Source organism: Streptomyces sp. NPDC002785 (assembly GCF_040295565.1).
Taxonomy (GTDB): Bacteria; Actinomycetota; Actinomycetes; order Streptomycetales; family Streptomycetaceae; genus Streptomyces.
Genome location: NZ_JBEOVN010000082.1, coordinates 1 through 24,546 on the forward strand (window position 1 = coordinate 1; position 24,546 = coordinate 24,546).

General features: G+C 70.9%; 20 protein-coding genes and 1 pseudogene. 6 read left to right on the plus strand and 15 right to left on the minus strand.

The features are described from left to right. Positions 1 to 76: 76 nt before the first annotated feature. The 4 genes from ald to pyrG form a co-directional block, all read right to left on the minus strand. Complete coding sequence (gene ald / locus ABTZ94_RS20100; RefSeq protein ID WP_351202427.1) at positions 77 to 1,192, minus strand: alanine dehydrogenase; 1,116 nt, start codon at positions 1,190 to 1,192, stop codon at positions 77 to 79. A 143-nt stretch (positions 1,193 to 1,335) separates the two neighbouring features. After that, the gene (locus ABTZ94_RS20105) at positions 1,336 to 3,399 is read right to left on the minus strand and encodes a tetratricopeptide repeat protein (RefSeq protein WP_351202411.1); all 2,064 of its coding nucleotides are present in this window, start codon (positions 3,397 to 3,399) and stop codon (positions 1,336 to 1,338) included. 248 nt (positions 3,400 to 3,647) lie between these two features. Beyond that, the gene (locus ABTZ94_RS20110) at positions 3,648 to 4,274 is read right to left on the minus strand and encodes an NUDIX domain-containing protein (RefSeq protein WP_351202412.1); all 627 of its coding nucleotides are present in this window, start codon (positions 4,272 to 4,274) and stop codon (positions 3,648 to 3,650) included. A gap of 90 nt (positions 4,275 to 4,364) precedes the next feature. Beyond that, entirely contained in the window at positions 4,365 to 6,050 is a 1,686-nt protein-coding gene (pyrG, locus tag ABTZ94_RS20115; protein WP_351202413.1) for a CTP synthase, read from the minus strand. 406 nt (positions 6,051 to 6,456) lie between these two features. Between pyrG and ABTZ94_RS20120 the strand changes: the two genes are divergently transcribed. From ABTZ94_RS20120 to ABTZ94_RS20130, 3 genes are all read left to right on the plus strand, one after another. After that, positions 6,457 to 8,259: a glycoside hydrolase family 15 protein gene (locus ABTZ94_RS20120; protein ID WP_351202428.1), complete on the plus strand. Its 1,803-nt coding sequence runs from the start codon at positions 6,457 to 6,459 to the stop codon at positions 8,257 to 8,259. Positions 8,260 to 8,805: 546 nt separating this feature from the next. Further along, entirely contained in the window at positions 8,806 to 9,792 is a 987-nt protein-coding gene (locus tag ABTZ94_RS20125) for a LysR family transcriptional regulator (RefSeq protein WP_351202414.1), read from the plus strand. 81 nt (positions 9,793 to 9,873) lie between these two features. Beyond that, the gene (locus ABTZ94_RS20130) at positions 9,874 to 10,416 is read left to right on the plus strand and encodes a DapH/DapD/GlmU-related protein (RefSeq protein ID WP_351202415.1); all 543 of its coding nucleotides are present in this window, start codon (positions 9,874 to 9,876) and stop codon (positions 10,414 to 10,416) included. A 103-nt stretch (positions 10,417 to 10,519) separates the two neighbouring features. On the opposite strand, the gene ABTZ94_RS20135 is transcribed toward ABTZ94_RS20130, so the two are convergent. Beyond that, positions 10,520 to 11,413: a sulfurtransferase gene (locus ABTZ94_RS20135; protein WP_351202416.1), complete on the minus strand. Its 894-nt coding sequence runs from the start codon at positions 11,411 to 11,413 to the stop codon at positions 10,520 to 10,522. A gap of 262 nt (positions 11,414 to 11,675) precedes the next feature. On the opposite strand from ABTZ94_RS20135, the gene ABTZ94_RS20140 reads away from it, so the two are divergent. Next, a complete protein-coding gene (locus ABTZ94_RS20140) occupies positions 11,676 to 13,301 on the plus strand; it encodes a PucR family transcriptional regulator (protein ID WP_351202417.1) in 1,626 nt (541 codons plus the stop codon). A gap of 27 nt (positions 13,302 to 13,328) precedes the next feature. Here the strand turns inward: ABTZ94_RS20140 and ABTZ94_RS20145 are convergent, their stop codons facing one another. The 6 genes from ABTZ94_RS20145 to ABTZ94_RS20170 all read right to left on the minus strand — a co-directional run bounded on the left by ABTZ94_RS20145 (position 13,329) and on the right by ABTZ94_RS20170 (position 19,422). Next, positions 13,329 to 14,426: a glycosyltransferase family 4 protein gene (locus ABTZ94_RS20145; RefSeq protein WP_351202418.1), complete on the minus strand. Its 1,098-nt coding sequence runs from the start codon at positions 14,424 to 14,426 to the stop codon at positions 13,329 to 13,331. A gap of 178 nt (positions 14,427 to 14,604) precedes the next feature. Continuing rightward, a complete protein-coding gene (locus ABTZ94_RS20150; RefSeq protein ID WP_351202419.1) occupies positions 14,605 to 15,360 on the minus strand; it encodes a hypothetical protein in 756 nt (251 codons plus the stop codon). Positions 15,361 to 15,492: 132 nt separating this feature from the next. Beyond that, positions 15,493 to 17,238: a DNA repair protein RecN gene (gene recN / locus ABTZ94_RS20155; RefSeq protein WP_351202420.1), complete on the minus strand. Its 1,746-nt coding sequence runs from the start codon at positions 17,236 to 17,238 to the stop codon at positions 15,493 to 15,495. A gap of 108 nt (positions 17,239 to 17,346) precedes the next feature. After that, on the minus strand, positions 17,347 to 18,252 hold the full coding sequence (locus ABTZ94_RS20160; RefSeq protein WP_351202421.1) for an NAD kinase: 906 nt from the start codon (positions 18,250 to 18,252) through the stop codon (positions 17,347 to 17,349). Further along, on the minus strand, positions 18,249 to 19,064 hold the full coding sequence (locus tag ABTZ94_RS20165) for a TlyA family RNA methyltransferase (RefSeq protein ID WP_114243789.1): 816 nt from the start codon (positions 19,062 to 19,064) through the stop codon (positions 18,249 to 18,251). Before ABTZ94_RS20165 ends, ABTZ94_RS20160 begins: the two co-directional genes overlap by 4 nt. A 7-nt stretch (positions 19,065 to 19,071) precedes the next feature. Next, a complete protein-coding gene (locus ABTZ94_RS20170; RefSeq protein WP_502967274.1) occupies positions 19,072 to 19,422 on the minus strand; it encodes a hypothetical protein in 351 nt (116 codons plus the stop codon). Between the two features lie 43 nt (positions 19,423 to 19,465). On the opposite strand from ABTZ94_RS20170, the gene ABTZ94_RS20175 reads away from it, so the two are divergent. Next, positions 19,466 to 19,813, plus strand: a complete 348-nt coding sequence (locus tag ABTZ94_RS20175; protein ID WP_351202422.1) for an SCP2 sterol-binding domain-containing protein — start codon at positions 19,466 to 19,468, stop codon at positions 19,811 to 19,813. Positions 19,814 to 19,925: 112 nt separating this feature from the next. On the opposite strand, the gene ABTZ94_RS20180 is transcribed toward ABTZ94_RS20175, so the two are convergent. After that, complete coding sequence (locus tag ABTZ94_RS20180) at positions 19,926 to 20,768, minus strand: ABC transporter ATP-binding protein (RefSeq protein ID WP_351202423.1); 843 nt, start codon at positions 20,766 to 20,768, stop codon at positions 19,926 to 19,928. Between the two features lie 182 nt (positions 20,769 to 20,950). Continuing rightward, on the minus strand, positions 20,951 to 21,979 hold the full coding sequence (locus ABTZ94_RS20185) for an HAD hydrolase-like protein (RefSeq protein WP_351202424.1): 1,029 nt from the start codon (positions 21,977 to 21,979) through the stop codon (positions 20,951 to 20,953). Positions 21,980 to 22,050: 71 nt separating this feature from the next. On the opposite strand from ABTZ94_RS20185, the gene ABTZ94_RS20190 reads away from it, so the two are divergent. Then, positions 22,051 to 23,334, plus strand: coding sequence for a DUF1015 family protein (locus ABTZ94_RS20190; protein WP_351202425.1), 1,284 nt, complete (start codon positions 22,051 to 22,053; stop codon positions 23,332 to 23,334). 57 nt (positions 23,335 to 23,391) lie between these two features. On the opposite strand, the gene ABTZ94_RS20195 is transcribed toward ABTZ94_RS20190, so the two are convergent. Both ABTZ94_RS20195 and ABTZ94_RS20200 read right to left on the minus strand, forming a co-directional pair. Then, positions 23,392 to 24,120: a tetratricopeptide repeat protein gene (locus ABTZ94_RS20195; RefSeq protein ID WP_351202426.1), complete on the minus strand. Its 729-nt coding sequence runs from the start codon at positions 24,118 to 24,120 to the stop codon at positions 23,392 to 23,394. Continuing rightward, positions 24,120 to 24,546, minus strand: a pseudogene (locus tag ABTZ94_RS20200) (hypothetical protein); the annotation flags it as partial. The gene ABTZ94_RS20195 and the pseudogene ABTZ94_RS20200, both read right to left, overlap by 1 nt.

Genomic DNA, 24,546 nt, shown 5'->3' on the forward strand with positions numbered 1-24,546 from the left:
CAGGGTCCGGCCGGACGCATGAGGTTGACGGGAGATGGACGGACCCCTCCCGCGCCCTTCGGGCTGTGGGGCACCGTCAGCCGAGAAGCGAGCTCAGCTCGACGTGCTCCAGGCCGTGAGCCTCGGCCACCCCACGGTAAACGACCTGCCCGTCATGGGTGTTGAGACCCTTGGCGAGTGCGGCGTCGCGGCGCAGAGCCTCGACCCAGCCGCGGTTGGCGAGCTCCAGGATGTACGGCAGCGTGGCGTTGGTAAGGGCGTACGTGGAGGTGTTCGGCACCGCGCCCGGCATGTTGGCGACGCAGTAGAAGACCGAGTTGTGGACCTTGAAGGTCGGCTCGGCGTGCGTCGTCGCGTGCGAGTCCTCGAAGCAACCGCCCTGATCGATCGCAATGTCGACAAGTACACTTCCGGGCTTCATCTTGGCTACGAGCTCATTGGTGACCAGCTTCGGGGCCTTCGCACCCGGGATGAGCACGGCGCCGACGACGAGGTCGGCCTCGACGACGGCCTTCTCCAGCTCGAAGGCGTTGGAGACGACCGTCTTCACCTTGGTGCCGAAGACCTTGTCGGCCTCGCGCAGCTTGTTGATGTCCTTGTCGAGCAGCGTGACGTGGAAGCCCAGACCGACGGCGATCTGCGTGGCGTTCCAGCCGGAGACGCCGCCACCGATGACGACGGCCTCGGCGGGGGCGGTACCCGGGACGCCGCCCGGCAGCACGCCACGGCCGCCGACCGAGCGCATCAGGTGATAGGCGCCGACCTGCGGGGCCAGCCGGCCCGCGACCTCGGACATCGGGGCGAGCAGCGGCAGCGCGCGGCTCGCGGTCTCGACCGTCTCGTACGCGATGGCGGTGGTGCCGGACTCCAGCAGCGCGTCCGTGCACTCGCGGGAGGCGGCGAGGTGCAGGTAGGTGAAGAGCGTCTGATCCTTGCGGAGGCGGTGGTACTCCTCGGCAACCGGCTCCTTGACCTTGAGCAGCAGGTCGGCGGTGGCCCAGACCTCGTCGGCGGTGGGGAGGATCTGCGCCCCGGCGGCGATGTACTCCTCGTCCGTGATGGAGGAGCCGGCCCCGGCGTTCTCCTCGACGACGACCTGGTGGCCGTGGCGTACGAGCTCGTTCACACCGGCGGGCGTGATCGCCACGCGGAACTCGTTGTTCTTGACTTCGCGGGGGATACCGACCTTCACGTCGATCACGGTCCTTGGCTCAGAGGGTTACCCGGACATAGCTATACATACCCGGATAGACATTGCGTAAATGGAGACACCGCGAACGCACGCGGTAGAGCCAGTCTAATGAAGGGCTTCGCGCTGTCTAGCCTTACAAAGCATTAATTTTCAGTCACTGCACTACGGATTTCGCAGGCTGCATCCTCCTCGCCCAGCAATCTGTTGGCCAGGCCCCGGTGCAGCCGGGCCGCAGCCGGGTCTCCGAGCCTTTCGAACGTGTCGGCCAGCCGGAGCTCCAGCGCCGCCTGCAGCCGTACGTCCCCGGCCCGCCTGGCCCACTGAACGGCCTCCTGGCAGGTGTGCAGCGACTCGCGCGGCCGGCCCGCGTACTCCTGCACCCGGGCCGCCTCGCTCAGCGCCCGCGCCTGGGCCGGCACATCGCCGAGCCTGCGGTACCCGGCCGCGGCGGCCCGCCAGTTCCGCAGTGCCTCGCCGTACCGCCCGGCATAGGTGTGGACGGCGCCGAGCCGCCCGTACAACCGCGCCTCGTCGGCCCGCTCGCCCTGGGTGAGCCGCTGCGCCAGCGCCCGGCCGTACCAGTCGGAGGCCCGCTGAAAGTCCCCCAGCTCGGCGTAGGCGCCGCCTACGGATTCCATCGCGCGGCCGGTGGCGTACGGATCCTTGGCGGCCCGTCCGGCGTCCAGCGCGGCCCGGTAGCGGGTCAGCGCCTCCCGCGTACGGCCGGTCCTGGCATCGAGATCGGCGAGGTTGAGCAGCGCAGCGGCCCGTTCGCGCGGCAGCTCGCGCCGCTCGGCAACGGCCAGAACCAGACCGTGGAGTCCGTACAGCTCGGGCGCGGCCGCCTCGGTGCCCTGGTGCACGGCCAGCGCCCGCACCAGCGCGGCCACCAACCGCCTTGCCAGAGTGTCGAGTTCACCGTCCTCGACGGCGATCCTGGCCGAAGCCAGCAGGGCGGGCCGGCGGGTCCGCAGCCATTCGGCGGCCTCATCGGGGCTGGGGAAGCGCAGTGAGCGCGGCAGCCCGGCGCGCTTGCGGCGGGCCGCGGAACCCTCGGGGTCGGTGACCGCCCGACAGGACTGCAGCAGCCGTACGGTCCGCTCCAGCATCCGGGCCCTGGCGAGCTGGATCTCCGTCGGCCGGTCCCTCGCCTCCAGCAGCGCCCGCAGCAGCGGGGCGAGACAGCCGGGCACCTCGTACTGCGGCTCGTCCGCCCCATTGGTACGCAGCAGCCCCAGGGCCACGAAGTCGTCGAGGTTCGTCTGGGCAGCGGAGACGGAGCAGCCGGCCAGCGCGGAGGCGATGTGGGCGTCGGCGAGTCCGGCGGGGGCGAGGGCGAGCAGTCGCAGTATCCGGGCGGCGGTCGTCGGCAGGGAATCATGGACCAGCCGGAAGGCGCGGGCCAGCGGGCGGGCTCCGGTGGGCTGCTCCGTCTCTTCCGGCAGCTCGCGCAGTTGTTTGGTGACATCCGCGACCGACGCCATGGGGTGAGCGGCGAGCCAGCCGCCGACCATGACCAGGGCGGCCGGCAAGCCGGCGCACTCCTCGGCGAGGGTTTCGGCGGTCCGCGGGTCGACGGTGATCCTGACCTGGCCGATGATGCGGGCCAGCAGCCGGACGGCGGAGCCCGCGTCCAGGCCGCCGATGGTGCAGGGGCGGACGCCGGGGATACCGGTCAGCGGGCCCTCGGAGGTGGCGACGACCAGGCAGTCGGGGTTGTCCGGCAGCAGTGGGTCGACCTGTTCCGCGTCCATGGCGTCATCGAGGAGCAGCAGGGCGCGGCGCCCGCTGAGCGCCTCGCGGACCATCTCGGAGAGCTCGTCCCCGTCCGCACCGGGCGGCCCCGCCACCCCCAGCTGGTCGAGCAGCTCGCGGGCGGTGCGTTCGGTGGGGACCGGTGTGCCGCCGGGTTCGGTGAGCCTGGCCCGGAGCAGGCCGTCGGGGTGGTCGTCGGTGGAGAGCAGCCGGCGGGTGAGTTCACCGGCGAGTGCGGTGCGTCCGGAGCCGGGGCGTCCGGCAATCAGCAGGACCCGGGCGCGGGCGGCCTTGCGACCGGCCAGGGTATCCAGTCCGGCTCGCTCGATGTCACCCCGCAGCGCCTTCAACTCGCGGTCGCGGCCGAAGAATTGGGGCGGGGCGGCGCCGGACGGCTCCTCGGTTCCCGCTGCCTTGGCCGGGCCGCTGGTGTCCACCGCCTGATCCGTCACGGGCCACGCTCCACTTCGCTGCACGCATTGCCCGCCGGGACTCCGGTCAGGGCATTCCGAGCGTAGTTCAGGCGTATGGACGATTTCCGTGGAGCACGGCGTGGAGGTCCCCCGATCGGATCAGCGTCTTTTCCGATCGGAGGACCTCAGTGAACCGTTCGGCGGCCTCGCGCGGACTCGGACCTCTGACGATCCCTGCAAACCATCCGACCTCGAACGATCCTGACCAATCGTCAGGCCACGAACCGTCAGACCTCGAACGGGCGGGCCGGCCAAGGCGCCTCGGCCGGACGCAGCGACTCGATCCCGTCGCCGGCGAGCACCGCCGCGAGCGAAAGGACGCCCACCACGAGGCAGTTGTTGTGCAGATCCCCGGCGAGCACCCCCCGTACCAGCTCCTGGAGCGGCACCCGGGCCAGCTCCATGTCGGCCTCCTCCTCGGAGACCTCGAAGCGCTCCCCGTCGGCCTCGGAGAGATTCCGGGCCAGGAAGATCCGCACGGCTTCGTCGCAGCCGCCCGGTGTGGTGTAGACGTCGGTCAGCACCCGCCAGTCCTCGGCCTTGGCGTACGCCTCCTCGTAGAGCTCGCGCTGGGCCGCGTGCAACGGGTTCTCGCCGGGGATGTCGAGCAGGCCGGCCGGGATCTCCCACAGCTTGTGGCGCACCGGGTGGCGGTACTGCCGCAGCACGAGGACCCGGTCCTCCTCGTCGAGCGCGAGCACGGCGACCGAGCCCGGATGGACCTGGTAGTCGCGGCGCACGACCCTGCCGTCGGGCATCACCACATCGTCGGTGCGGACGCTGGTCTTGTTGCCGGTGAAGGGCGTCTCGGTCGCGGTGACCTGCCACTCCTCGGGCGTGTCCTGGAAACCCATCTACGTCCTCCCACAAAAGAACAGAAACCGGGGCACGCATCCTCAGCGGATCCGTACCCCGGTCAACGTTAATGCCTGCGTACCGCCGGACTACTTGCCCGACGTGGCACCCTGCTTGCCACCGGCACCGGCGCCCGTCTTGCGCTCGACGGCCGCCTTCACCAGACCCGCGAAGAGCGGGTGCGGGCGGGTCGGGCGGGAGCGGAGTTCCGGGTGCGCCTGGGTGGCGACCAGGTAGGGGTGGATCTCGCGCGGGTACTCGACGTACTCGACGAGCTTGTTGTCCGGGGAGGTGCCGGAGAAGACCAGACCGGCCTTCTTCTCCAGCTCGGCGCGGTAGGCGTTGTTGACCTCGTAGCGGTGGCGGTGACGCTCCTCCACGTACGGCTGGTCGTCGTACGCCTCACGGACCAGCGAGCCCTCGGCGAGCTTCGCAGGGTACAGGCCGAGCCGCATGGTGCCGCCCAGGTCGCCCGCGCCCTCGACGTAGGCGAGCTGCTCCTCCATCGTCGAAATGACGGGGTGCGAGGTGGCGGCGTCGAACTCGGTGGAGTTGGCGTCGGGGATCTCCGCCAGGTTGCGCGCCGCCTCGATCACGATGCACTGCAGGCCGAGGCAGAGGCCGAGCAGCGGCACCTTGTTCTCACGGGCGTACTGGATGGCGCCGATCTTGCCGTTGACACCGCGGTCGCCGAAGCCGCCGGGGACGCAGATCGCGTCGACGTCGGAGAGCTGCTTGGCGGCACCGGCCGGCGTCTTGCAGTCGTCGGAGGCGACCCACTTGACCTTGACCCGGGCCTTGTTCGCGAAGCCGCCGGCTCGGATGGCCTCGGTGACCGAGAGGTAGGCGTCGGGCAGGTCGATGTACTTGCCGACGAGCGCGACGACGACCTCGTGGTCGGGGTTGTGGACGCGGTCGAGCAGGTCGTCCCACGTGGTCCAGTCGACGTCGCGGAACGGCAGGTCGAGCTTGCGCACGACATAGGCGTCCAGGCCCTCGGTGTGCAGCACCTTCGGGATGTCGTAGATCGACTTGGCGTCCACGCAGGCCACCACGGCGGCCTCGTCGACGTCGCACATCAGCGAGATCTTGCGCTTGATGGCGGTCGGTACGTCACGGTCGGCGCGCAGCACGATGGCATCGGGCTGGATGCCGATGTTGCGCAGCGCGGCGACGGAGTGCTGGGTCGGCTTGGTCTTGAGCTCGCCGGACGGGCCGATGTAGGGCAGCAGCGAGATGTGCACGACGAAGACGTTGTCCCGGCCGACCTCGTGGCGGACCTGGCGGACGGTCTCCAGGAACGGCAGCGACTCGATGTCACCGACCGTGCCGCCGACCTCGGTGATGACGACGTCGACGTCGTCGGTCGCCATGCGCCGGATGCGGTGCTTGATCTCGTTGGTGATGTGCGGGATGACCTGCACGGTGTCACCGAGGTACTCGCCGCGCCGCTCCTTGGCGATCACCTGCGAGTAGACCTGGCCGGTGGTGACGTTGGCGGAGCCGTCGAGGTCGACGTCGAGGAAACGCTCGTAGTGGCCGATGTCCAGGTCGGTCTCGGCGCCGTCGTTGGTGACGAACACCTCACCGTGCTGGAAGGGGTTCATCGTGCCCGGGTCGACGTTCAGATACGGGTCGAGCTTCTGCATGGTGACCCGGAGGCCGCGCGCCTTGAGCAGGGCACCGAGGCTGGAGGCAGTCAGACCCTTGCCGAGGGAAGAGGCGACACCCCCGGTGACGAAGATGTGCTTGGTCGTCGTGGATGTGGGCTGCATAGCCAAAGGGGGCTCCCGTGGTCGCGATCGTGAGGTGCGTACCGGCGTTGCCGTCCGGAGATTCCGGAGGCGCCGTCGCTGCGGTTCGGGGGCCTCGTCTGCTGTTGCGAACGACCACCGGTCCACGGGCTACCAGGGTATCAGCGACAAAGGGAGCCCGCTTCCGGCCACACCCCGCACGCTCATCACGCATGGTCACCGCGAGCCCCTCCCGCCCCACCCGTTCGGCGCAGGCGCGTTGCTGAGACCGTCGCGCAGATCATCCGGGTGCGTCGTATCCTGCTCGGACACTCGCTCCGGGCGAGGTACCGAGCTCGCAGGTCCCCCCACAACAACCGCTTGCGACGACCTCTTGACCCGCAGTAATGCCCTACGGGGCGACATGGCCGTTCGACTGGAGATGCACGTGGCCGGGCGCATCGAGGATTACGCACTCATCGGAGACATGCAGACCGCCGCCCTGGTCTGCCGGGACGGCACAGTGGACTGGCTGTGCCTTCCCCGCTTCGATTCACACGCTATTTTTGCGGGACTGCTGGGTACCGAGGAGCACGGCTTCTGGCGCCTGGCACCGGCGCGGGAGGAGGGGGCGCAGCCGCTGTCCGCAGACCGCCGCCGCTACCGCGGGGACTCCCTCATCCTGGAATCGGAGTGGGACACACCGCGCGGAACGGTCAGAGTGACCGATTTCATGCCGCCGCGTGACGGTGCGCCGCAGGTGATCCGGATCGTGGAGGGGATCAGCGGCCGGGTGGCGATGCGCTCCGAGCTGCGGATGCGGTTCAGCTACGGACGGGTCACACCGTGGGTGCACAAGGTCGACGGCCGTACGGTCGCCGTCGCCGGCCCGGACTCCGTCTGGCTGGACACCCCCGCCGACACCTTCGGCGAGAACCTGACGACGTACTCCGATTTCACGGTCGCGCCCGGGGACCGGATCGCGTTCACGATCAGCTGGCAGCCTTCGCACCACGAACCGCCCGGTCTTCCGGACCCGGAGAGTTCGCTGGACGCGACCGCGGACTTCTGGCGTGAATGGGTCGACCAGTGCACGTACCACGGGCCCTACCGCGAGGCCGTGGTCCGCTCCCTGATCACCCTCAAGGCCCTGACGTACGCGCCGACCGGCGGCATCGTCGCCGCGCCGACCACCTCCCTGCCCGAGGACATCGGCGGCTCCCGGAACTGGGACTACCGCTACACCTGGCTCCGCGACGCCGCGATCACCCTCTCCTCCCTGCTGCGCACCGGCTACCGCGAGGAGGCCCGCGCCTGGCGCGAGTGGCTGCTGCGGGCGGTCGCCGGCGACCCGGAGAACCTGCAGATCATGTACGGCATCGCGGGCGAGCGCGAGCTGGGCGAGGCCGAGCTGGACTGGCTGCCCGGTTATGAGAACTCCCGCCCGGTCCGGGTCGGCAACGGCGCGGCGGGGCAGCTCCAGCTGGATGTGTACGGCGAGGTCACCGAGGCACTGCACCTCGCCCACATGACGGGCCTGACCCGCAACGACTACGCGACGGGCCTCCAGCTCAAGCTGATCGAGTACCTGGAGAAGCACTGGGACGAGCCGGACGAGGGCATCTGGGAGGTACGCGGCCCGCGCCGCCACTTCGTCCACTCGAAGGTGATGGCCTGGGTCGCCGTCGACCGCACCATCAAGCTGATCGAGTCCGGGGACGCGGAAGGGCCGCTGGAGCGGCTGCGGGAACTGCGTGACGACATCCACCGCCATGTCTGCGAACGGGGCTACGACAAGGAACGCAACACCTTCACCCAGTCCTACGGATCGCAGGAGCTGGACGCCTCCCTCCTTCTGATCCCTCAGATGGGCTTTCTACCGCCGGACGACAAGCGTGTGATCGGCACGATCGAGGCGATCCAGCGCGAGCTGTCCACGGAGGACGGCTTCGTGCTGCGCTACCCCACCAAGGGCGAGGACGCGGGCGTCGACGGTCTGGAGGGCGACGAGGGCGCGTTCCTGGCCTGCTCGTTCTGGCTGGCGGACGATCTGGCGATGATCGGCCGGGTCGACGAGGCACGCCAGCTCTTCGAGCGGCTGCTGTCCCTGCGCAACGATCTGGGCCTGCTGGCGGAGGAGTGGGACCCCAGGCTGCAGCGCCAGGTGGGGAACTTCCCCCAGGCGTTCAGCCATGTGCCGCTGATCGACACGGCACTGCGCCTGACGGCGAGCGGGGCGTACGTCGGCTGACTTCGTGCGGGATCCCATTTCCCGTGTCCTTTTCCCACCGGCGATGTCCACCGCGTGGCCAATAGGACAGGGGGATGGGATTCATGCTGTTCTGTCGCACCGAAGGCGGCGGATACTCACTCGGTCTCATCCGACTCGGCGGATTCTCAGCTGACCGCGTTCTGAGCGGGGACGGTTACTTCGATCGTGGGTTTGAGGCAAGACGAGCCCGTGATCAGTTTTCGCCCCCGGAGCTCGACGCGGCAGTTCCGAGACGCGAGGACGCCGCTCGGCCGCCTGATCACGGCTCAGCGGGGTCTCTCCACCACACGATCGGGGCGGGTGGCCCGGCATTCGGCGTGAGACCTCGAAGCCGCAGCGGTCGAGCCAGTGGGCCAGAGACGGGCCACCCGGAGCCGGGCCCCGATCTCACGCGCACATGGCTCCTCGCGACAACCGACGGTTTGGACGCTTGGATCACATCGGCCAGCAGCCAGCTGGAGCCTGATCAAACAACCGATCCTCGGCGAGCCACAACGATCAGTTGTGCACGCCTAAGGTGAACCAGTGGACACCGAGGCATTGCGATCGTTCGTCCGGGCGGCCGAGCTCGGACGGTTGCAACATGCGGCCGATGAGCTGGGCGTGACGCAGCAGGCAGTCTCCAAACGGATCGCCGCCCTGGAGCGCGAGCTGGAAGTCCGTCTGTTCACACGTACCGCCCGAGGTGTTGAGCTGACGCTCGACGGTCAGGCTTTTCTCCCCCACGCGCGGAGCATCGTCGCGGGTGTCGAGCGCGCCGTCACCGCGGTCAGGCCGGGCTCCCGGGCCCTTCGGATCGACGTTCTCGGCCTGCGAAGCGCGCAGGCCGTTGTTCTGCACGACTATTGGCGGTCGCGTCCCGAAACCAATCTCGACGTGGTGACCCTCCGGGTCAACGACCCACGCGTGGCGGTCGCCGCCGTCGAAGCGGGCGATATCGACGCCTCGTTCCGTACCGTCACTGACCCGGCCACACTGCCGCCCGACGTGCAAATGATCCACGCGTTCGACTCCCCGCTGGAACTTCTCGTCGGCCCGAGACATCCGCTCGCCTCCGCGCGAAGACTGACGCCACCGCAGCTGCGTAAGCACCGTATCTGGGTGCCGGGTATCGCACCACGAAGCGAATGGGCAGAGTTCTACGATCAGCTCGCCACCGAATTCGACCTACGCATCGACGCGGCAGGCCCGCACTTCGGAGACGACGTACTCCTGGACACCCTCGCGGACTCCGCGGACGTGGCCACCCTCGTTGGGGCACGCGACCGGTACATCTGGCCGACGAACTACGACCTACGCCGCATCCCTATCGCGAATCCGACCCTCGCATACCCGCTCTCTCTCATCCTCCCCAGAGCGAATCCGCATCCAGGACTTCGTGGAATCATCACCCACCTCGGAAGCCTGCCAAGGCTCCCTGAGACGGTCTGGCTCCCATCCTGGGCAACGACGCCCCGGCGCGGCGACAGCAACATCGCACATGCTCGCAGGTCCCAACCCCGGCAAAGGTGACTCGACCGGCTGCTGACAGCAGCCTCCACCAGCGCCCAGCGAGTCTTATCCAGTCACCGGTACACCAGAAAGGATCGTGGCATGTCCAGCGACCGTCTCATGCGCATCCACAGCGCCGAGTTCCAGGCCATGGCCGAGAGAGTCCTGCGGGTCACCGAGCTCACCTCCCGCCTGAACGTCCTGCCCTTCGAGGACGAAGAAGGCAAGGCGGAACTGTTCGAACAGATCCTCGGCAGGCCGCTGTCGACAAAAGCCACGATCTATCCGCCCTTCTACACGGACCACGGCCTTCATCTGGACCTCGCGGAGCGCGTGTTCATCAACCAGAACTGCACGTTCCTGGACTACGCCGGCATACGGCTCGGCGAGCGCGTGATGGTCGGACCAAAGGCCACGTTCATCACCGTCGGTCACCCGGTCGATCCTGGGGAGCGACGGGGGTGGCTGAGCGGCGCGCCCATCGATGTGGCGGAGAACGTGTGGATCGGCGCCGGTGCCACGATCCTTCCTGGCGTCAGCATTGGCCGTGATGCCGTGGTCGCCGCCGGCGCGGTCGTGGCCGAAGACGTTCCGCCGGCAAGCCTGGTGACCGGCAGTAAGGCAACCGTGCAGCGAAGGTGGTGACGACCGCTCCGGGGCCACACCGAGCCCCGGACCAAGGGCAGTCATCAACCACATCGGAAGCCGGGCGCCCCTCCCCGAGGCGACCGGCTCCGGTCCGGCGGCATCATCGCCGCGGCCCCCCGCCCTCCGCTCCGGTCACGACGGGCAGCTCCGAAGGCAGCCCCCACTCGCTCCAGGACCCGTCGTACACGGCCAGCTCTCGGTACCCCGCCAGCTCGGCCCCCAGCGTCAGCACGCAGGCGGTGACGCCCGATCCGCAGCTGAAGAACAGCCGCTCCCGCTCCCCGGCGAGGGCGGTGAACGCGTCGCGCAGCTCCTTTGCCGGGCGCATCCGGCCGTCGCGCTGGATCTCACCGAAGGGCAGATTGACCGCCCCCGGCATATGGCCGGCGCGCAGCCCCGGTCGTGGCTCGGCGACCGCGCCGGAGAACCGCTCCCTGGAGCGGGCGTCGAAGACGGCCGCGGCGGGGTCGGCCAGGGCCGCCGCCACCTCGTCGCTGCCGACGAGGTGCCCCGCGCGCGGCCGAGCGGTGAAGTCGCCGCGCGCCACGGCGGGCGCGGGCCCGGCGTTCTCCAGCGGCAGCCCGGCGTCGGTCCAGGCGGGCAGGCCGCCGTCGAGCACCGCGGCCCGGTCGAAGCCCATCGCGCGCAGCATCCACCAGGCGCGCGCGCTGGAGTAGATGCCCGCGCCGTCGTAGACGACGACGGTGTCGGTGTCGTCGACGCCGAGGGAGCGCAGCTCCTCGGTGAACCGGTCGGCGTCGGGCATCGTGTGGGGCAGAGGTCCCAGGTGGTCGGACAGCGCCCCGTCGATGTCGAAGGGCCGCGTTCCCGGAATCCGCTGTTCGGAGCCCCGGTGCGCGCCCACCGAGGCATCGAGGACCACCATCCCGCGCTCGCCCAGCCGCGCCGCGAGCCAGTCGGCCCCGACCAGCGGGCCGGGAAGCGGGCCTGCAAGGTCTTCCCGGCTCGGGTACGCCGATATATCGTCGCCCACGTCTGCTCCAGGTCCAGGTCCAGGTATGAGGGCCACTCGGCCCGAACGGTGCGGCGGTCACAAGATCGCAGCGGCCCTCGACCGGTGTCAACAGCGGTTCCATCGCCCCGGCCCACATTTGCCGGTCGGCCCACGTGGCTGATCAACGCCACGGCCCCGGTCGGCGGACTCCCCGACGACGCCTCCTGCGCCCGGGGCCGGTACCTTCCTGAATCAGGGCGACTACGCGCCCGACCCGAGTGGAAACGCGAGGCCAGAGCCAGTGGAGACGCAAGGCGGAATCACCGTGCAGCGAGCCCTTGAGCTGCCGGGGCTGCGCAGCGGGCTCCCGGAGGTGGTGGCCGGCGCGGACCGGCTGAACCGTACGGTGCGCTGGGTGCACGCGGGCGAGGTCCCGAACATCGCATCGCTGCTCAAGGGCGGTGAGCTGCTGCTCACCACGGGTCTGGGGCTCGGCACCCGCCCCGCCGAGCAGCGCGCCTTCGTCCGCAGGCTCGCCGACCGCGGGATCGCCGCCCTGGTGGTGGAGCTCGGACCGCGCTTCAGCAGGCTGCCCGCATCGATCGTGGACGCCGCCCGCGCGGCCGGTCTGCCGCTGGTGCAGCTGCACCGCGAGGTGCCGTTCGTGACGGTGACCGAGGAGATCCACACCGAGATCGTCAACGGTCACTACGCGCTGCTGCGACAGGCCGAGGATGTGCACCGGCGGTGTACGGAGGCGTTGCTCGGCGGCGGTGGGGTGCCGCAGGTACTGGGCATCCTGGCGGACTTCACAGCCAACCCGGTCTTCCTGGAGACGGCGGACGGCCAGCTGCTGTACGCGGCGGGCCCCCGGTCCGGCCCGGTGTCCGTCGATCCGCTCCAGGTGTGGGACGGGATGCGCGGCGACCGGGCGGCCCGTGAGACACCGCCCACTGGTTCGGTGCTGGTGGATGTGCCGGGCGGCGGCCCTGGAACCGGTTCGGTACGGGCCAGGCTGGTGCTGCTGGCCGTGGCCGGGCCGCTGATGACGGTGCACCGGATGGCGGCGGAACGGGCGGCGGACATTCTCGCCGTCGTGCTGATGCAGGCCCGCCAGGAGGAGGAGCTCGCCGCGCGCGGCCGGGGCGACTTCCTGACGGATCTCGCCGAGGGCCGGATCACGCCGGAGGACGCGCCGGCGCAGGCCCGCGTACTGGGCTTCAAACCGGGTGAGATGCCGCTGCTGCCGGTGGTCATGCGGCTGGCTCCCGAGCTGTCCGTGTCGGGGAACTGGGCGCTGCTGGCGCGGGCGGTGCTGGAGGAGCTCTCGTCGGTGGGGGTGCCGGTGCTGCTCGGTGTGCGGCCCGTGGAGGGCCGGGTTCCGGTGCTGTTGGGGCTGCGGTCCGAGACGGAGCGCACGGCGGTCGCGGACCGGGTCGCGGCGGCGCTGCGGGCGGGTGTGGAGCGGGCCGGTCTGGAGCGGGCCGGATCGCATCCGCCGGTCGTGGTGGTGGGCGTGGCGGGCGGCTGGGCGGCTGCCGGCGCGGGGCTGCGGCACGCCGCGGAGACGGCGACGGCCGCACACGGCCTCAGCGACCGGCCCTGGTACGACGCCCGGCGCCTGGACATCGATCTGCTGCTGTGGCGGCTGCGGGACCATCCGGATCTTGCGGCGTTCGTGGACCGGGCGATCGGTCCGCTGCGCGATCACGACCGCACCTCTCGCCCTCCGCTGCTGCCGACACTGGAGACGTATCTGGCCCACGCGGGCCGCAAGGCGGAGACGGCACGCGAACTGCATCTGAACCGTCAGACGCTGTACAACCGGCTGGCCCGCATCGGCGAACTGCTCGGCACCGACCTGGACGACCCCCAGGCGGTCCTGGCCCTGAGCCTGGCCCTCCGGGCCCGCCGCCACACGTCGTAGCTCCGGGCCCGTCCGACGAGCAGCCGCTCACCGCGCCCGCGCCACCGCCAAGGGCTTCGTCAACTCGTCGTAGATGCTGAGGACTTGAGCGATCGTGTCGTCCTCCGTCGGCCAACTCGCGGCCTGTGCATGCCCCGCGGCCACCAGCTCCGCGCGCCGCTCCGGATTGCCGAGCAGCCTGCCCACCACTCGCGCGAGCGCCTCCGCGTTCCCGTACGGTACGAGCTCCGCCCCGTCCCCCACGAGTTCGGGCACCCCTCCGACCGCGGTGGCGACCAGCGGAACGCCGAGCCGCAGCGCCCCCTGGGCCAGCACCGAACGCGCCTCCCATCGACTGGACAGCACGGCCAGATCGGCGGCGGCGAGAAGTTCCGCGATGTCGTCGCGGCTGCCGATGAGCCGGACGGGCAGCTCCTCGTCCCTGATCCGGCGCTGCAGAGCGGCCCGTTCCCGCCCCTCCCCCACGATGATCAGCATGGGTACGGGGTCGAGTTCACGCCATATCCGTGCGGCGTCGAGCAGCATGTCGTACCCGTGATGCGACACGAGACTTCCGTACGAGACGATCAACGGCCGTTCCGCCACACCGAGTTCGGCCCGCGCCTTGCCTTCGTGGATGTCGGCCGGCACGTGCGGTACGGGGGCGGAGACCGGCGAGAGCCGGGCATCGCGCGCTCCTCGATGCCGCGCCCGGTCGACCAGGTCCGATGTCGTACCGAGCACAACTGCCGCCGCACGGGCGGCCCTTTTCTCCATCAGATGAAGCAGCCGGCTGCGGGCGCCCTCGGCGTGGGCGCGAGCATGCCAGGTGACGACCAGTGGGATACGGCGGCCGCCGAGCGCAAGAGCGGCGCGCACGGCGGCGTGCAGACCGTGCGCGTGGACCACGTCCGCCGTCAGGCAGGCGGTACGCAGCGCGGCGACGGCGGCGGGATCACTGCGCCGCGGTACGGGGGTGAACCGGGCACCCGTACCGGAGAAGTCGTAGGCGTGGTCCAGTTCGGCCGGGGCGCAGACGGTGACGTGCACGCCCCTCGCCACCAGCCCTGCGGTCAGCGAGCTGACGTGGGCACTGCTGCCCGCACTGCCGCCGCCCAGGACTTGGACCGTACGCAGCTGTGACACGTTGAATGGCTCCCGGGGCTCCCGAGTGGGCGGTGATGGCACCGACCAGGATGCCAGTCCGTACGCACGTTCCGGCACAGTTGAGCCGCCGTCCCGCTGCATACAACAGCAACCGGCCGCGACGTACCACTCGGACGGGTGACGAGGCGGCGCGATGTTGCCGCGTCCGTGGCCCCTGTCAGCGGTCCGGCAGCATGTGGGCGAGTCGGCTGACCCGGTCCCCGTACACCGTCGCCGCGACAAGCCCCGCCGCATGGGCGACGAGCCCGGCCCGGCCGCGGCCCGCGACGACGGCGACACCGAGTGCGGCGCCCAGGGCATGGGCCCCGGTGTCCCCGATCATGGTGCGCTCCCCCAGGTCGTCGGCGACGAGGGCTGCCACGGCTCCCATCGGCGCGGCGGCGAGTGCGCCCCCCGGCAGGCCCGGGGCCCCGAGGGCGAGCACGGTGGCGGCGGCCGCGGCGGGCCGTACATCCATGAGATTGACGAGGTGCGCACTTCCGGCGATCACAACGCCGGCGAGGACCCGGTCGACGGGCAGCTCCTTGAGCAGCGCACCGGCCGCCAGCCCGGCAGTCCCGATCCCGAAGAGCTTCACCGCACCGCTGGTCACCTCGCCGTTCCGCAGCGCACCCAGGTGGGCACGGAACCTGCGGCGCGGATCGTCCGCACCGACGAGGTCGTCGTACACACCGCAGCCGCCGGCCGCGAGTACGGCGGCGTACCGGGTTCGCGCAGGCAGTGGGAGGATGGTGGTTCCGGCTGTGGCTCCGAGGGCGACGGCCAGGCCCGCATACAGATCGACGGTACGGCCCGCGTAGTTGGTGCGCTGCCAGCGCCTGCGCGGCCGGGCCCGCAGCGCCCGGTACACACCCGCCGCGACGGCGGCGGCAGCAGCACCGGACACTGCGGCTTTGCTGAACACTGCTCCCATGCGGGACAGGCTACGCAGCAGTCCGCCGGGACCGTCCGGCGGCCGTTCTGTCCGCACATCGCCGGGCGGGCTTGGATGACCAGCCCGCCCGGACACTGAGCACGAACACGCGCCCGGCGGCCGAAGCCCCCGCTACCCGTCCGCCCGCGCCGCGGCCAGCAGCTCCTCCGCATGGGCCCGCGCCGTCTGCGAGTCCTCCTGTCCCGCGAGCATCCTGGACAGCTCCCGTACCCGGTCCTCGCCCTCCAGGACCGTGACCCCGCTGCTGGTCACCGCCCCGTCGACGGTCTTCTCGACCAGCAACTGCCGGTCGGCGAAGGCCGCCACCTGCGGCAGGTGCGTGACGACGACCACCTGCGCGGACCTGGCGAGCTTCGCGAGCCGCCGCCCGACCTCGACAGCCGCCTTGCCGCCGACGCCCGCGTCGACCTCGTCGAAGAGGTACGTGGGTACGGGATCGGAGCCGGCGAACACCACCTCGACGGCGAGCATCACCCGGGACAGCTCACCGCCGGACGCGCCCTTGGCGATCGGCCGCGGCTGGGCGCCGGGGTGCGGGGCCAGCAGAAGCTCGACCTCGTCGGCGCCGGACGGCCCGTAGACCACACTCCGCCCGTCGATCTCGATGCCGGACGCCTCGTCGGCCGCCCCGGTCTGCCGGATGTCGAAGGAGACCCGGGCGTGCGGCATGGCAAGGGATGCCAGCTCCGCGGTCACCGCCTCGGCGAAGCGCTCCGCCGCCCCCGTACGTGCGTCGGTCAACGCCTGCCCGAGGCCGGAGAGTTCGCCGCGCAGCGCGTCGCGCTCCGCCGTCAGCTCGCCGATGCGGTCGTCGTCGCCCTCCAGCTCGGTCAGCCGGGCGGCCCCTTCCTCGGCCCAGGCAAGCACGGCGGTGATGTCCTCGCCGTACTTGCGGGTGAGTCCGGTGAGCGCGGCTCGCCGCTCCTCCACCGCGGCGAGCCGCAGCGGATCGGCGTCCAGCTGGTCGGCGTACCCGGCCAGTTCGCCCGCCACATCGGCGAGCAGGATCGAGATCTCGCCGATCCGGTCGGCGAGCGCGGCCAGCGCCGGATCGTGGGCGCGCACGGCGTCCAGGGACCGTCCGGCGGCCCCGACCACGGTCGTCGCGTCGACGCCCTCCGGGTCCTCCGGGTTGCCCGCGAGCGCGGTATGCGCGAGGGCCGCCGCGGAAGCGAGCGCTTCGGCGTGGCCGAGCCGCTCGGCCTCGGCGGCCAGGTCGCCGTCCTCGCCCGCCAGCGGTTCGACCCCGGCGATCTCGCCCAGCCCGAAGCGCAGCAGATCCGCTTCCTGGGCGCGTTCGCGGGCGCGCGTCGTCAGCTCGTCGAGCTCCATGACGACGGCCCGCAGCCGCCGGTAGGCCGCCGCGTACTTGGCGTGCGGCACGGCGACACCGTCGCCCGCGTACCGGTCGAGGGCCTGCCGCTGCCGCGCGGGCTTGAGCAGCCCCTGCTGGTCGGTCTGGCCGTGCACGGCGACGAGTTCGTCGGCGAGTTCGGCGAGCACCCCCACCGGCACGGATCTGCCGCCGAGATGCGCCCGGGAACGCCCCTCCGCGGAGACGGTACGGCTGATCAACAGCGCGCCGTCGTCGAATTCGGCCCCGGCCTCCTCGGCCCGCAGGGCCACGGCGTCGCCCTCGGACACCGTGATCCGCCCCTCGACGACCGCGGTCTTGGCCCCGATCCGTACCAGGGCGGGGTCGGCACGCCCGCCGAGCAACAGCCCCAGGCTCGTGACAACCATGGTCTTGCCCGCGCCGGTCTCACCCGTCACCGCGGTGAAACCGGGTGACAGCTCGACCACCGCGTCGTCGATGACTCCGAGCGACCGTATCCGCATCTCCTCCAACACGGACATGACCTTACGAGGTCCGGGCCCCGATGTGCGACGGGCCCCGCCCCCCGGGGGTCACTCTCCCGTGTGCTCCTGGAGCATTCGCACCGCCTCCGGGGCAATGTCCGCCGGTCAGTGCGGCGCGCCCCGCCACCCCGAGACGGGCAGCGCGAACTTCGCCACCAGCCGGTCCGTGAACGAGGCGTGGTGCAGCCGCGCAAGCCGTACGGGCACCGCACCGCGCCGCACCTCGACCCGCGCCCCCGCGGGCAGCTCCACGGTCCTGCGTCCGTCGCACCACAGCACCCCGTGCGGGGTGTGCTGCTGGACCTCGACGGCGAGCACCGAGGTGGGCGAGGTCACCAGCGGCTTGGCGAACAGCGCATGGGCGCTGATCGGCACCATCAGCAGCGCCTCGACCTCGGGCCAGACGACGGGTCCGCCCGCCGAGAAGGCGTAGGCGGTCGATCCGGTGGGAGTCGCGCAGACGATCCCGTCACAGCCGAACCCGGTCACCGGCCGGCCGTCGATCTCCAGGACGACCTCGAGCATCCGCTCGGGCGACACCTTCTGCACTGCCGCTTCGTTGAGCGCCCAGTCGGTGTGGACGATGTCGCCGTTGCTGTGCACGACGACGTCGAGCGTCATCCGTTCCTCGACCTGGTACGCCCGGGTGACGACCCGGTCGACGACCTTGTCCAGGTCGTCCCGCTCGGCCTCGGCCAGGAAGCCGACCCGGCCGAGGTTGACGCCGAGCATCGGCACCCCGGAGGCGCGGGAGAGTTCGGCGCCGCGCAGCAGCGTCCCGTCCCCGCCGAGCACGATCAGCAGCTCACAGCCGTCCACGGCCCTGGGCGTGGTGTCCGTGACCGTCTCGACGGACGGCGGCAGCGGGAGATCGGCCGCCTCGGTGGCCAGCACCCGTACGCCGAGACCGCTGCGCAGCAGTCCCTGTACGACCAGCTCGGCACTGCGGATCGCGGCCGGGCGGCCGGTGTGTGCCAAAAGAAAGACAGTTCGTGCCGCATTCGTCGTCAACGAGGCCCCTCCGCCACTGCACGGTCGACATCTGCGGGATCCAGCTCAGGTGCTCCGGCCCGCAGCCACAGAAAGTACTCGACATTTCCCGAGGGCCCCGGCAGCGGACTCGCCGTCACGCCCTGCACTCCGAGGCCCAGCGCCCAGGCCCGGCGCGCCACCTCCCGTACCGCTTCGGCCCGCAGCTCGGGGCTACGCACCACGCCGCCGCTGCCGAGCCTCTCCTTGCCGACCTCGAACTGCGGCTTGACCATGAGGACCAGGTCCGCGTCCGGGGCGGCGCAGCGCGCCAGGGCGGGCAGGACCAGCCCCAGCGGGATGAACGACAGATCGCCGACGACCAGGTCCACCGGCTTCCCGTCGATGGCTTCCAGCGTCAACTCCCGCACGTTGGTACGGTCTTTGACGGTGACGCGCTCATCGGACTGGAGCGACCAGGCGAGCTGCCCGTAGCCGACGTCGACGGCGACGACATGACCGGCGCCGGCCCGCAGCAGTACGTCGGTGAAGCCACCGGTCGACGCCCCGGCGTCCAGCGCCCGCCGCCCCTCGACCTTCAGCCCGAGGGGCACGAAGGCGGCGAGGGCGCCGGCGAGCTTGTGCCCGCCGCGCGAGACGTACTCGGGGTCGCTGTCGTCCTTGATCACGACCACCGCGGCGCTGGTCTCGACCTGGGTGGCGGGTTTGGTCGCGGTGTTTCCGCCGACGGTCACCCGCCCCGCGGCGATCAGCTGGCTCGCATGCTCGCGCGAGCGGGCGAGCTTACGGCGTACCAGCTCGGCGTCGAGGCGGCGACGTGCGACTCCTGCCACGTTCGGTTCAGCTCCTGTTGTTGTACGAGGGCACCGGTGCGGGTACCGGTGCGGGTGCGGGCCTGGCGTCCAGCGCGGTCAGCGCATCGCGCAGCCCGCCGTGTACATCCTCGTACACCTCGATATGCCCGTCCGCCAGGAGGTGGTCCGCATCGGCGAGACGCTCCAGCCGTGCATCGACCTCGGCGTTGCCGGTGGGGGTACGCCCGACGCCGAGGGGCGCGGGGGCGGCGGGGTCGAGAGGGGTTGCGGCGGCCGGGACCGCGTCCTTGTCGGACGGGTCTTCCGCCGCGTCCACGGGTGTCGTTCCGGGCGCTGCTCCGGCTGCCGCCCCGGGGCCCGGCATCGAGTCGCTCATGCGGGAAACGCTACCGCGAAGGGCTGCGGTACCGTCGGTCACGATGGCGACCATGGCGGAGTGCCGCAGCGCACTCGACAAACTTTCCGACAACCTCGCGGGGGCCGACGGCGACGTGCGCAGCGCGGCTGCCCTCGACCGCTCGCTGAGCTGCCACATCAAGGACCTCGACATCACCTTCACCGGCCGGCTGGCCAATGGCCGGATCCAGGTCCTGGACACGGTCGACGGCCCGCCCCGGGAAAAGGCGGAGATCCGGCTCGCGATGACCGGCGACGACCTGGTGGCCATGGTGAACGGCGAGCTGAACTTCGCCAGGGCATGGAGCGCGGGCCGGGTCCGCCTGGAGGCCGGCTTCCGCGATCTGCTGAGACTCAGGTCGTTGCTCTAGACCGACCGGCACGTGGGGGGGACGCCGCCCCCACATGTGCAGGTCGGTCCTAGCCACAGGGCGGGTCCGCTTTCCCGGCCCGTCCCGCCACTGAGGGCAGGCCTCCGTTCGGTCAGCCCCCTGCCGGCACCCCTGCGGACGCCTTGACCTGCACGCCCCCCGCGCCGCTCCGCGGCTTGCGTGCGGCCGGTACCACCAACGGCGTTCCGGTCTCCGGGTCGTCGATGACCTGGCAGCGCAGCCCGAAGACCCGCTCCACCAGCTCCGCAGTGACGACCTCGCCGGGCGCCCCCTCGGCGATCACCTCGCCCTCCCGCATCGCGATGAGGTGCGTCGCGTACCGCGCGGCATGATTCAGATCGTGCAGGACGGCCACCAAGGTGCGCCCTTGGGTCTCGTGCAGCTCCGCACAGAGGTCGAGGACATCGATCTGGTGCTGGATGTCGAGGTACGTCGTCGGCTCGTCGAGCAGCAGCAGCGGCGTCTGCTGGGCGAGCGCCATGGCGATCCAGACACGCTGCCGCTGTCCGCCGGACAATTCATCGACATGGCGATCGGCCAGCGCATCGACTCCGGTCGCCGCCATCGATTCCTCGACAATGCGTTCGTCGTCCGGCGACCACTGACGCAGCAGCCCCTGGTGCGGATACCGGCCGCGCCCGACGAGGTCGGCGACGGTGATGCCGTCCGGCGCGATGGAGGACTGCGGCAGCAACCCCAGCATCTTGGCGACCTTCTTGGCCGGCATCCCGTGGATCGTCCGCCCGTCCAGGAGCACCCGCCCGCTGTTCGGCTTCAGCATCCGTGAGAGCGCGCGCAACAGGGTCGACTTGCCGCAGGCGTTGGGGCCGACGATCACCGTGAACGAGTTGTCGGGGATCTCGACCGAGAGATTCTCCGCGATGACCCGCTGGTCGTAGCCGAGGGTCACCGAGTCCGCGGTGAGGCGCTGCATGGTCGTACTCCCGGAGTCGGAGGTGATCGGGTGCGAGGGTCGTCCTTCACCACGAGTGGCGGCCCGGTCCGCGCCCGGTCCCACCCGCCCGGCGGACCGGCCATCCGGACGGCGGCACACCGAGCAGAACAAAGTTAGGTTAGCCTACCCTACTTTGAGCTCGAGCTGCCGGGAGTCGTCTTTCACAGCCCCAGCCTGGCGACCGCCTTCCCCGCGTCCAGCCCGCACGAGCCGTCTCCGGCGTACGACCACGCTGCCCCGCAGAGCGCCCGCAGACCATCGAGTACGTCCCCCTCCCCTTCGAGCACCAGAGCGTCACCGCGCACCGACGCCGTCCAGCCACCGCAGCCGAACCCGTCGCCCGTCCGCGTCACCTCGGGCTGCCCGGTCAGCAGCCCCCGCAGATCCGCGTCCACATACGTCGGCCGGTGCTTCGGCTCGGCGGCCACCAATTGCGCCGCGTCCGTCACCCCGGTCAGCACCAGCAGCGAGTCCACACCGCCGTTGAACGCACCCTCGATGTCCGTGTCCAGCCGGTCCCCGACCACCAGCGGGCGCTCGGCCCCGGTCCGCAGCACAGTCTCCCGGTGCATCGGCGGCAACGGCTTCCCGGCGACCTGCGGCTCGGCCCCGGTCGCGATCCGTACGACCTCCACCGCCGCACCGTTCCCCGGCGCGATCCCCCGGGCACTCGGAATCGTCAGATCCGTGTTGGACGCGAACCACGGCACCCCCCGCGCAATCGCGTACGAGGCCTCGGCGAACCGCCCCCACGTCATATCGGGCCCGCCGTACCCCTGCGCCACCGCGGCCGGCCCGTCGTCCGCCGATTCCACCGGCACCAGACCGCGCTCCCGCAGCGCGACGCGCAGTCCCTCGCCGCCCACCACCAGCACCCGCGCCCCGGCCGGCAACTGATCGGCCATCAGCCTGGCCACCGCCTGCGCCGAGGTGATCACATCGGCGGGCTCGGCCGGAACCCCGAGTTCGGTCAGGTGCTCGGCCACCGCGGCCGGGGTCCGCAGGGCATTGTTGGTCACATACGCCAGGTGCATCCCGCCGTCCCGCGCCGCTCCCAACGAGTCGACGGCGTGGACGATCGCATGACCGCCCGCGTACACAACCCCGTCGAGATCGAGCAGCCCCGTGTCGTAGGCCTCGTTCAGAGCGGTGCTGCTGCCGCTCGGCCTGGTCCTGCTCGCCTGACTCATTCTTTGCGCTCCTCAATCCATACTTCTGTCCCGATCATCGCGCATCCCGGCCGCACACATACGATGCAGAAATGAACACATCAGGTACCGCGGGCCCCGGCCAGGGACTGCGTCTGCTCCCGTTCCGTGGACTGCGGTATGTCCCCGAGCGGGTCGGCAGTCTTGCCGCGGTGACCTCACCGCCGTACGACGTCGTCGTGCGCCCCGACGGGCTGCACCACCTGGAGTCGGCGGATCCGCACAACATCGTCCGGCTGATCCTGCCGCAGGCCGACACGGCCGCGGCCCGCCACACGCAGGCCGCCGAGACTCTGAACCGCTGGCTGGCCGAGGGCATACTCGCTCCCGATCCCGAGCCCACGTTGTACGTCTACGAGCAGCGCAACGCCGGGATCCTGCAACGCGGCATCGTCGGGGCGCTGGCGCTCTCCGCCCCCGCCGACGGCATCGTGCTGCCGCACGAGGACGTGATGGCCCATGTCGTCGAGGACCGGGCCAACCTGATGCGCACCACCGCGGCCCATCTCGAACCGCTGCTGCTCACCTACCGCAGCGAAGGCCACCCGACCGGCGCGACCGCCGTCATCGAACGGACCATCCACCGGACGCCGCTCCTCGCCACCACCACCGAGGACGGCTACAGCCACCGGCTCTGGGGGGTCACTCACCCGGCCGACCGGGCCGAGATCGTGGCCGATCTCGCCAACCACCAGGCCCTGATCGCCGACGGTCACCACCGTTGGGCCACCTACCTCCGCCTCCAGCAGGAGCACACCGCTCCCGGCCCCTGGGACTTCGGCCTGGTCCTCCTCGTCGACACGGCCCGCTATCCGCTGCGTGTCCGCGCCATCCACCGGCTCCTGCACCGCCTCCCGGTAGCCGACGCACTCGCCGCGTTGAACGGCCTCTTCCGCATCCGTGACATCGAGGGCCCGCTCTCCCAAGCCCTGGACGCACACGCCGAGGCGGCTGCAGAAGGCAACGCGTTCCTGCTCGCGGGCGACGGCGGCTTCCACCTTGTCGACCGTCCCGACGTCGACCTGCTGTCCCGTACGATTCCGGCCGACCGCCCGACCGCCTGGCAGACCCTCGACGCGACGGTCCTGCACGCGGCTCTGCTCGACCACGTCTGGCAGATCCCCGACGCCCCGGAGCACATCGCGTACATACACGACACCGCGGCCGTCGTCGAACAGGCCGAACGTCACAACGCCACGGCGGTCCTGATGCATCCAGTACGCGAGGAAATCGTCCGGGATCTCGCCCGACAGGGCGTCACCATGCCCCGCAAGTCGACTTCCTTCGGCCCCAAGCCGGCCACCGGTCTGGTCCTGCGAAGCCTCACCCTGGACTGAACCCCATGGCAACAAAAAAGGGCGGCACCCCTTCCGGAGTGCCGCCCTTCTCATGCCTTACGACTCGGACGTACCGTCCTCGTCCTCGTCCTTGCCGTCGCTCGTGGCGTCATCCGCAGCGGCGGCCGGCGCCTGAGCGGCGTTGTCCTCGTCCTCGTCCTCGTCCTCACTGAGGGCGTCGACGAACTCGACACCGTCCAGCGCGGCAAGCCGGTCCGAGGCATCGGTGGCGCCGTCCTTGTCGGCCTCCAGCGCCTTCCCGAACCACTCACGCGCCTCGTCCTCGCGGCCCGTCGCCAGCAGCGCGTCCGCGTACGCATAGCGCAGTCGCGCAGTCCACGGGTGCACGGCGTTCGAGGCGAGCTCCGAGCTCTGCAGCGTGACGATGGCTGCATCGATCTGGCCCATGTCCCTACGGGCCCCGGCAGCCACCAGACGCATCTCGACCTGACCGGCCTTGTCCAGCTTCTGCACCTCGGGCTCGCCGGCCATGGCCATCGCCCGCTCGGGCCGCCCGAGTCCGCGCTCACAGTCGGCCATGACGGGCCACAGCTCCACGGAACCGGTCATCCGCTTGGCCGCCCGGAACTCCGCCAGCGCTTCCGAGTACTTCTGCGTCGCGTACGCGGCAAACCCGGCCGCCTCACGCACGGCAGCAACCCGCGAGGCCAGCCGCAACGCGATCCTCGAGTACGCGTACGCCTGCTCCGGGTCCTCGTCGATCAGCCGGGCCACCATGACGAGGTTCCTGGCGACATCCTCGGCCAGGGTCTTCGGCAGGCTCATCAGCTCCTGCCGCACGTCCTTGTCGATCTCGTCACCGGTGACGTCGTCAGGAATCGGAAGCCGCTTGATGGGCTCACGGTCCCGGTCGTCCCGCCGCTCGTACCCACCACGATCGTCCCGCTGCCCGCGGTAACCCCCGCCACGGCTGTCGTCGCGCCGGAACCCACCACCGGAGCCACCGCCACGGCTGTCGTCCCGACGGAACCCACCACCACGGCTGTCGTCGTCACGGCGGGGGCCACGCGGCCGGTCATCACGCCGCTCGAACCCACCCGCAGGGCGCCCACCACGGTCGTCATCACGCCGCGGCCCACGGTAGCCACCACGGTCGTCATCACGCCGCGGCCCACGGTAGCCACCACGGTCATCGTCACGCCGCGGCCCACGATCACGATCCCGGTCGCGGTCATCGCGCCGGAACCCACC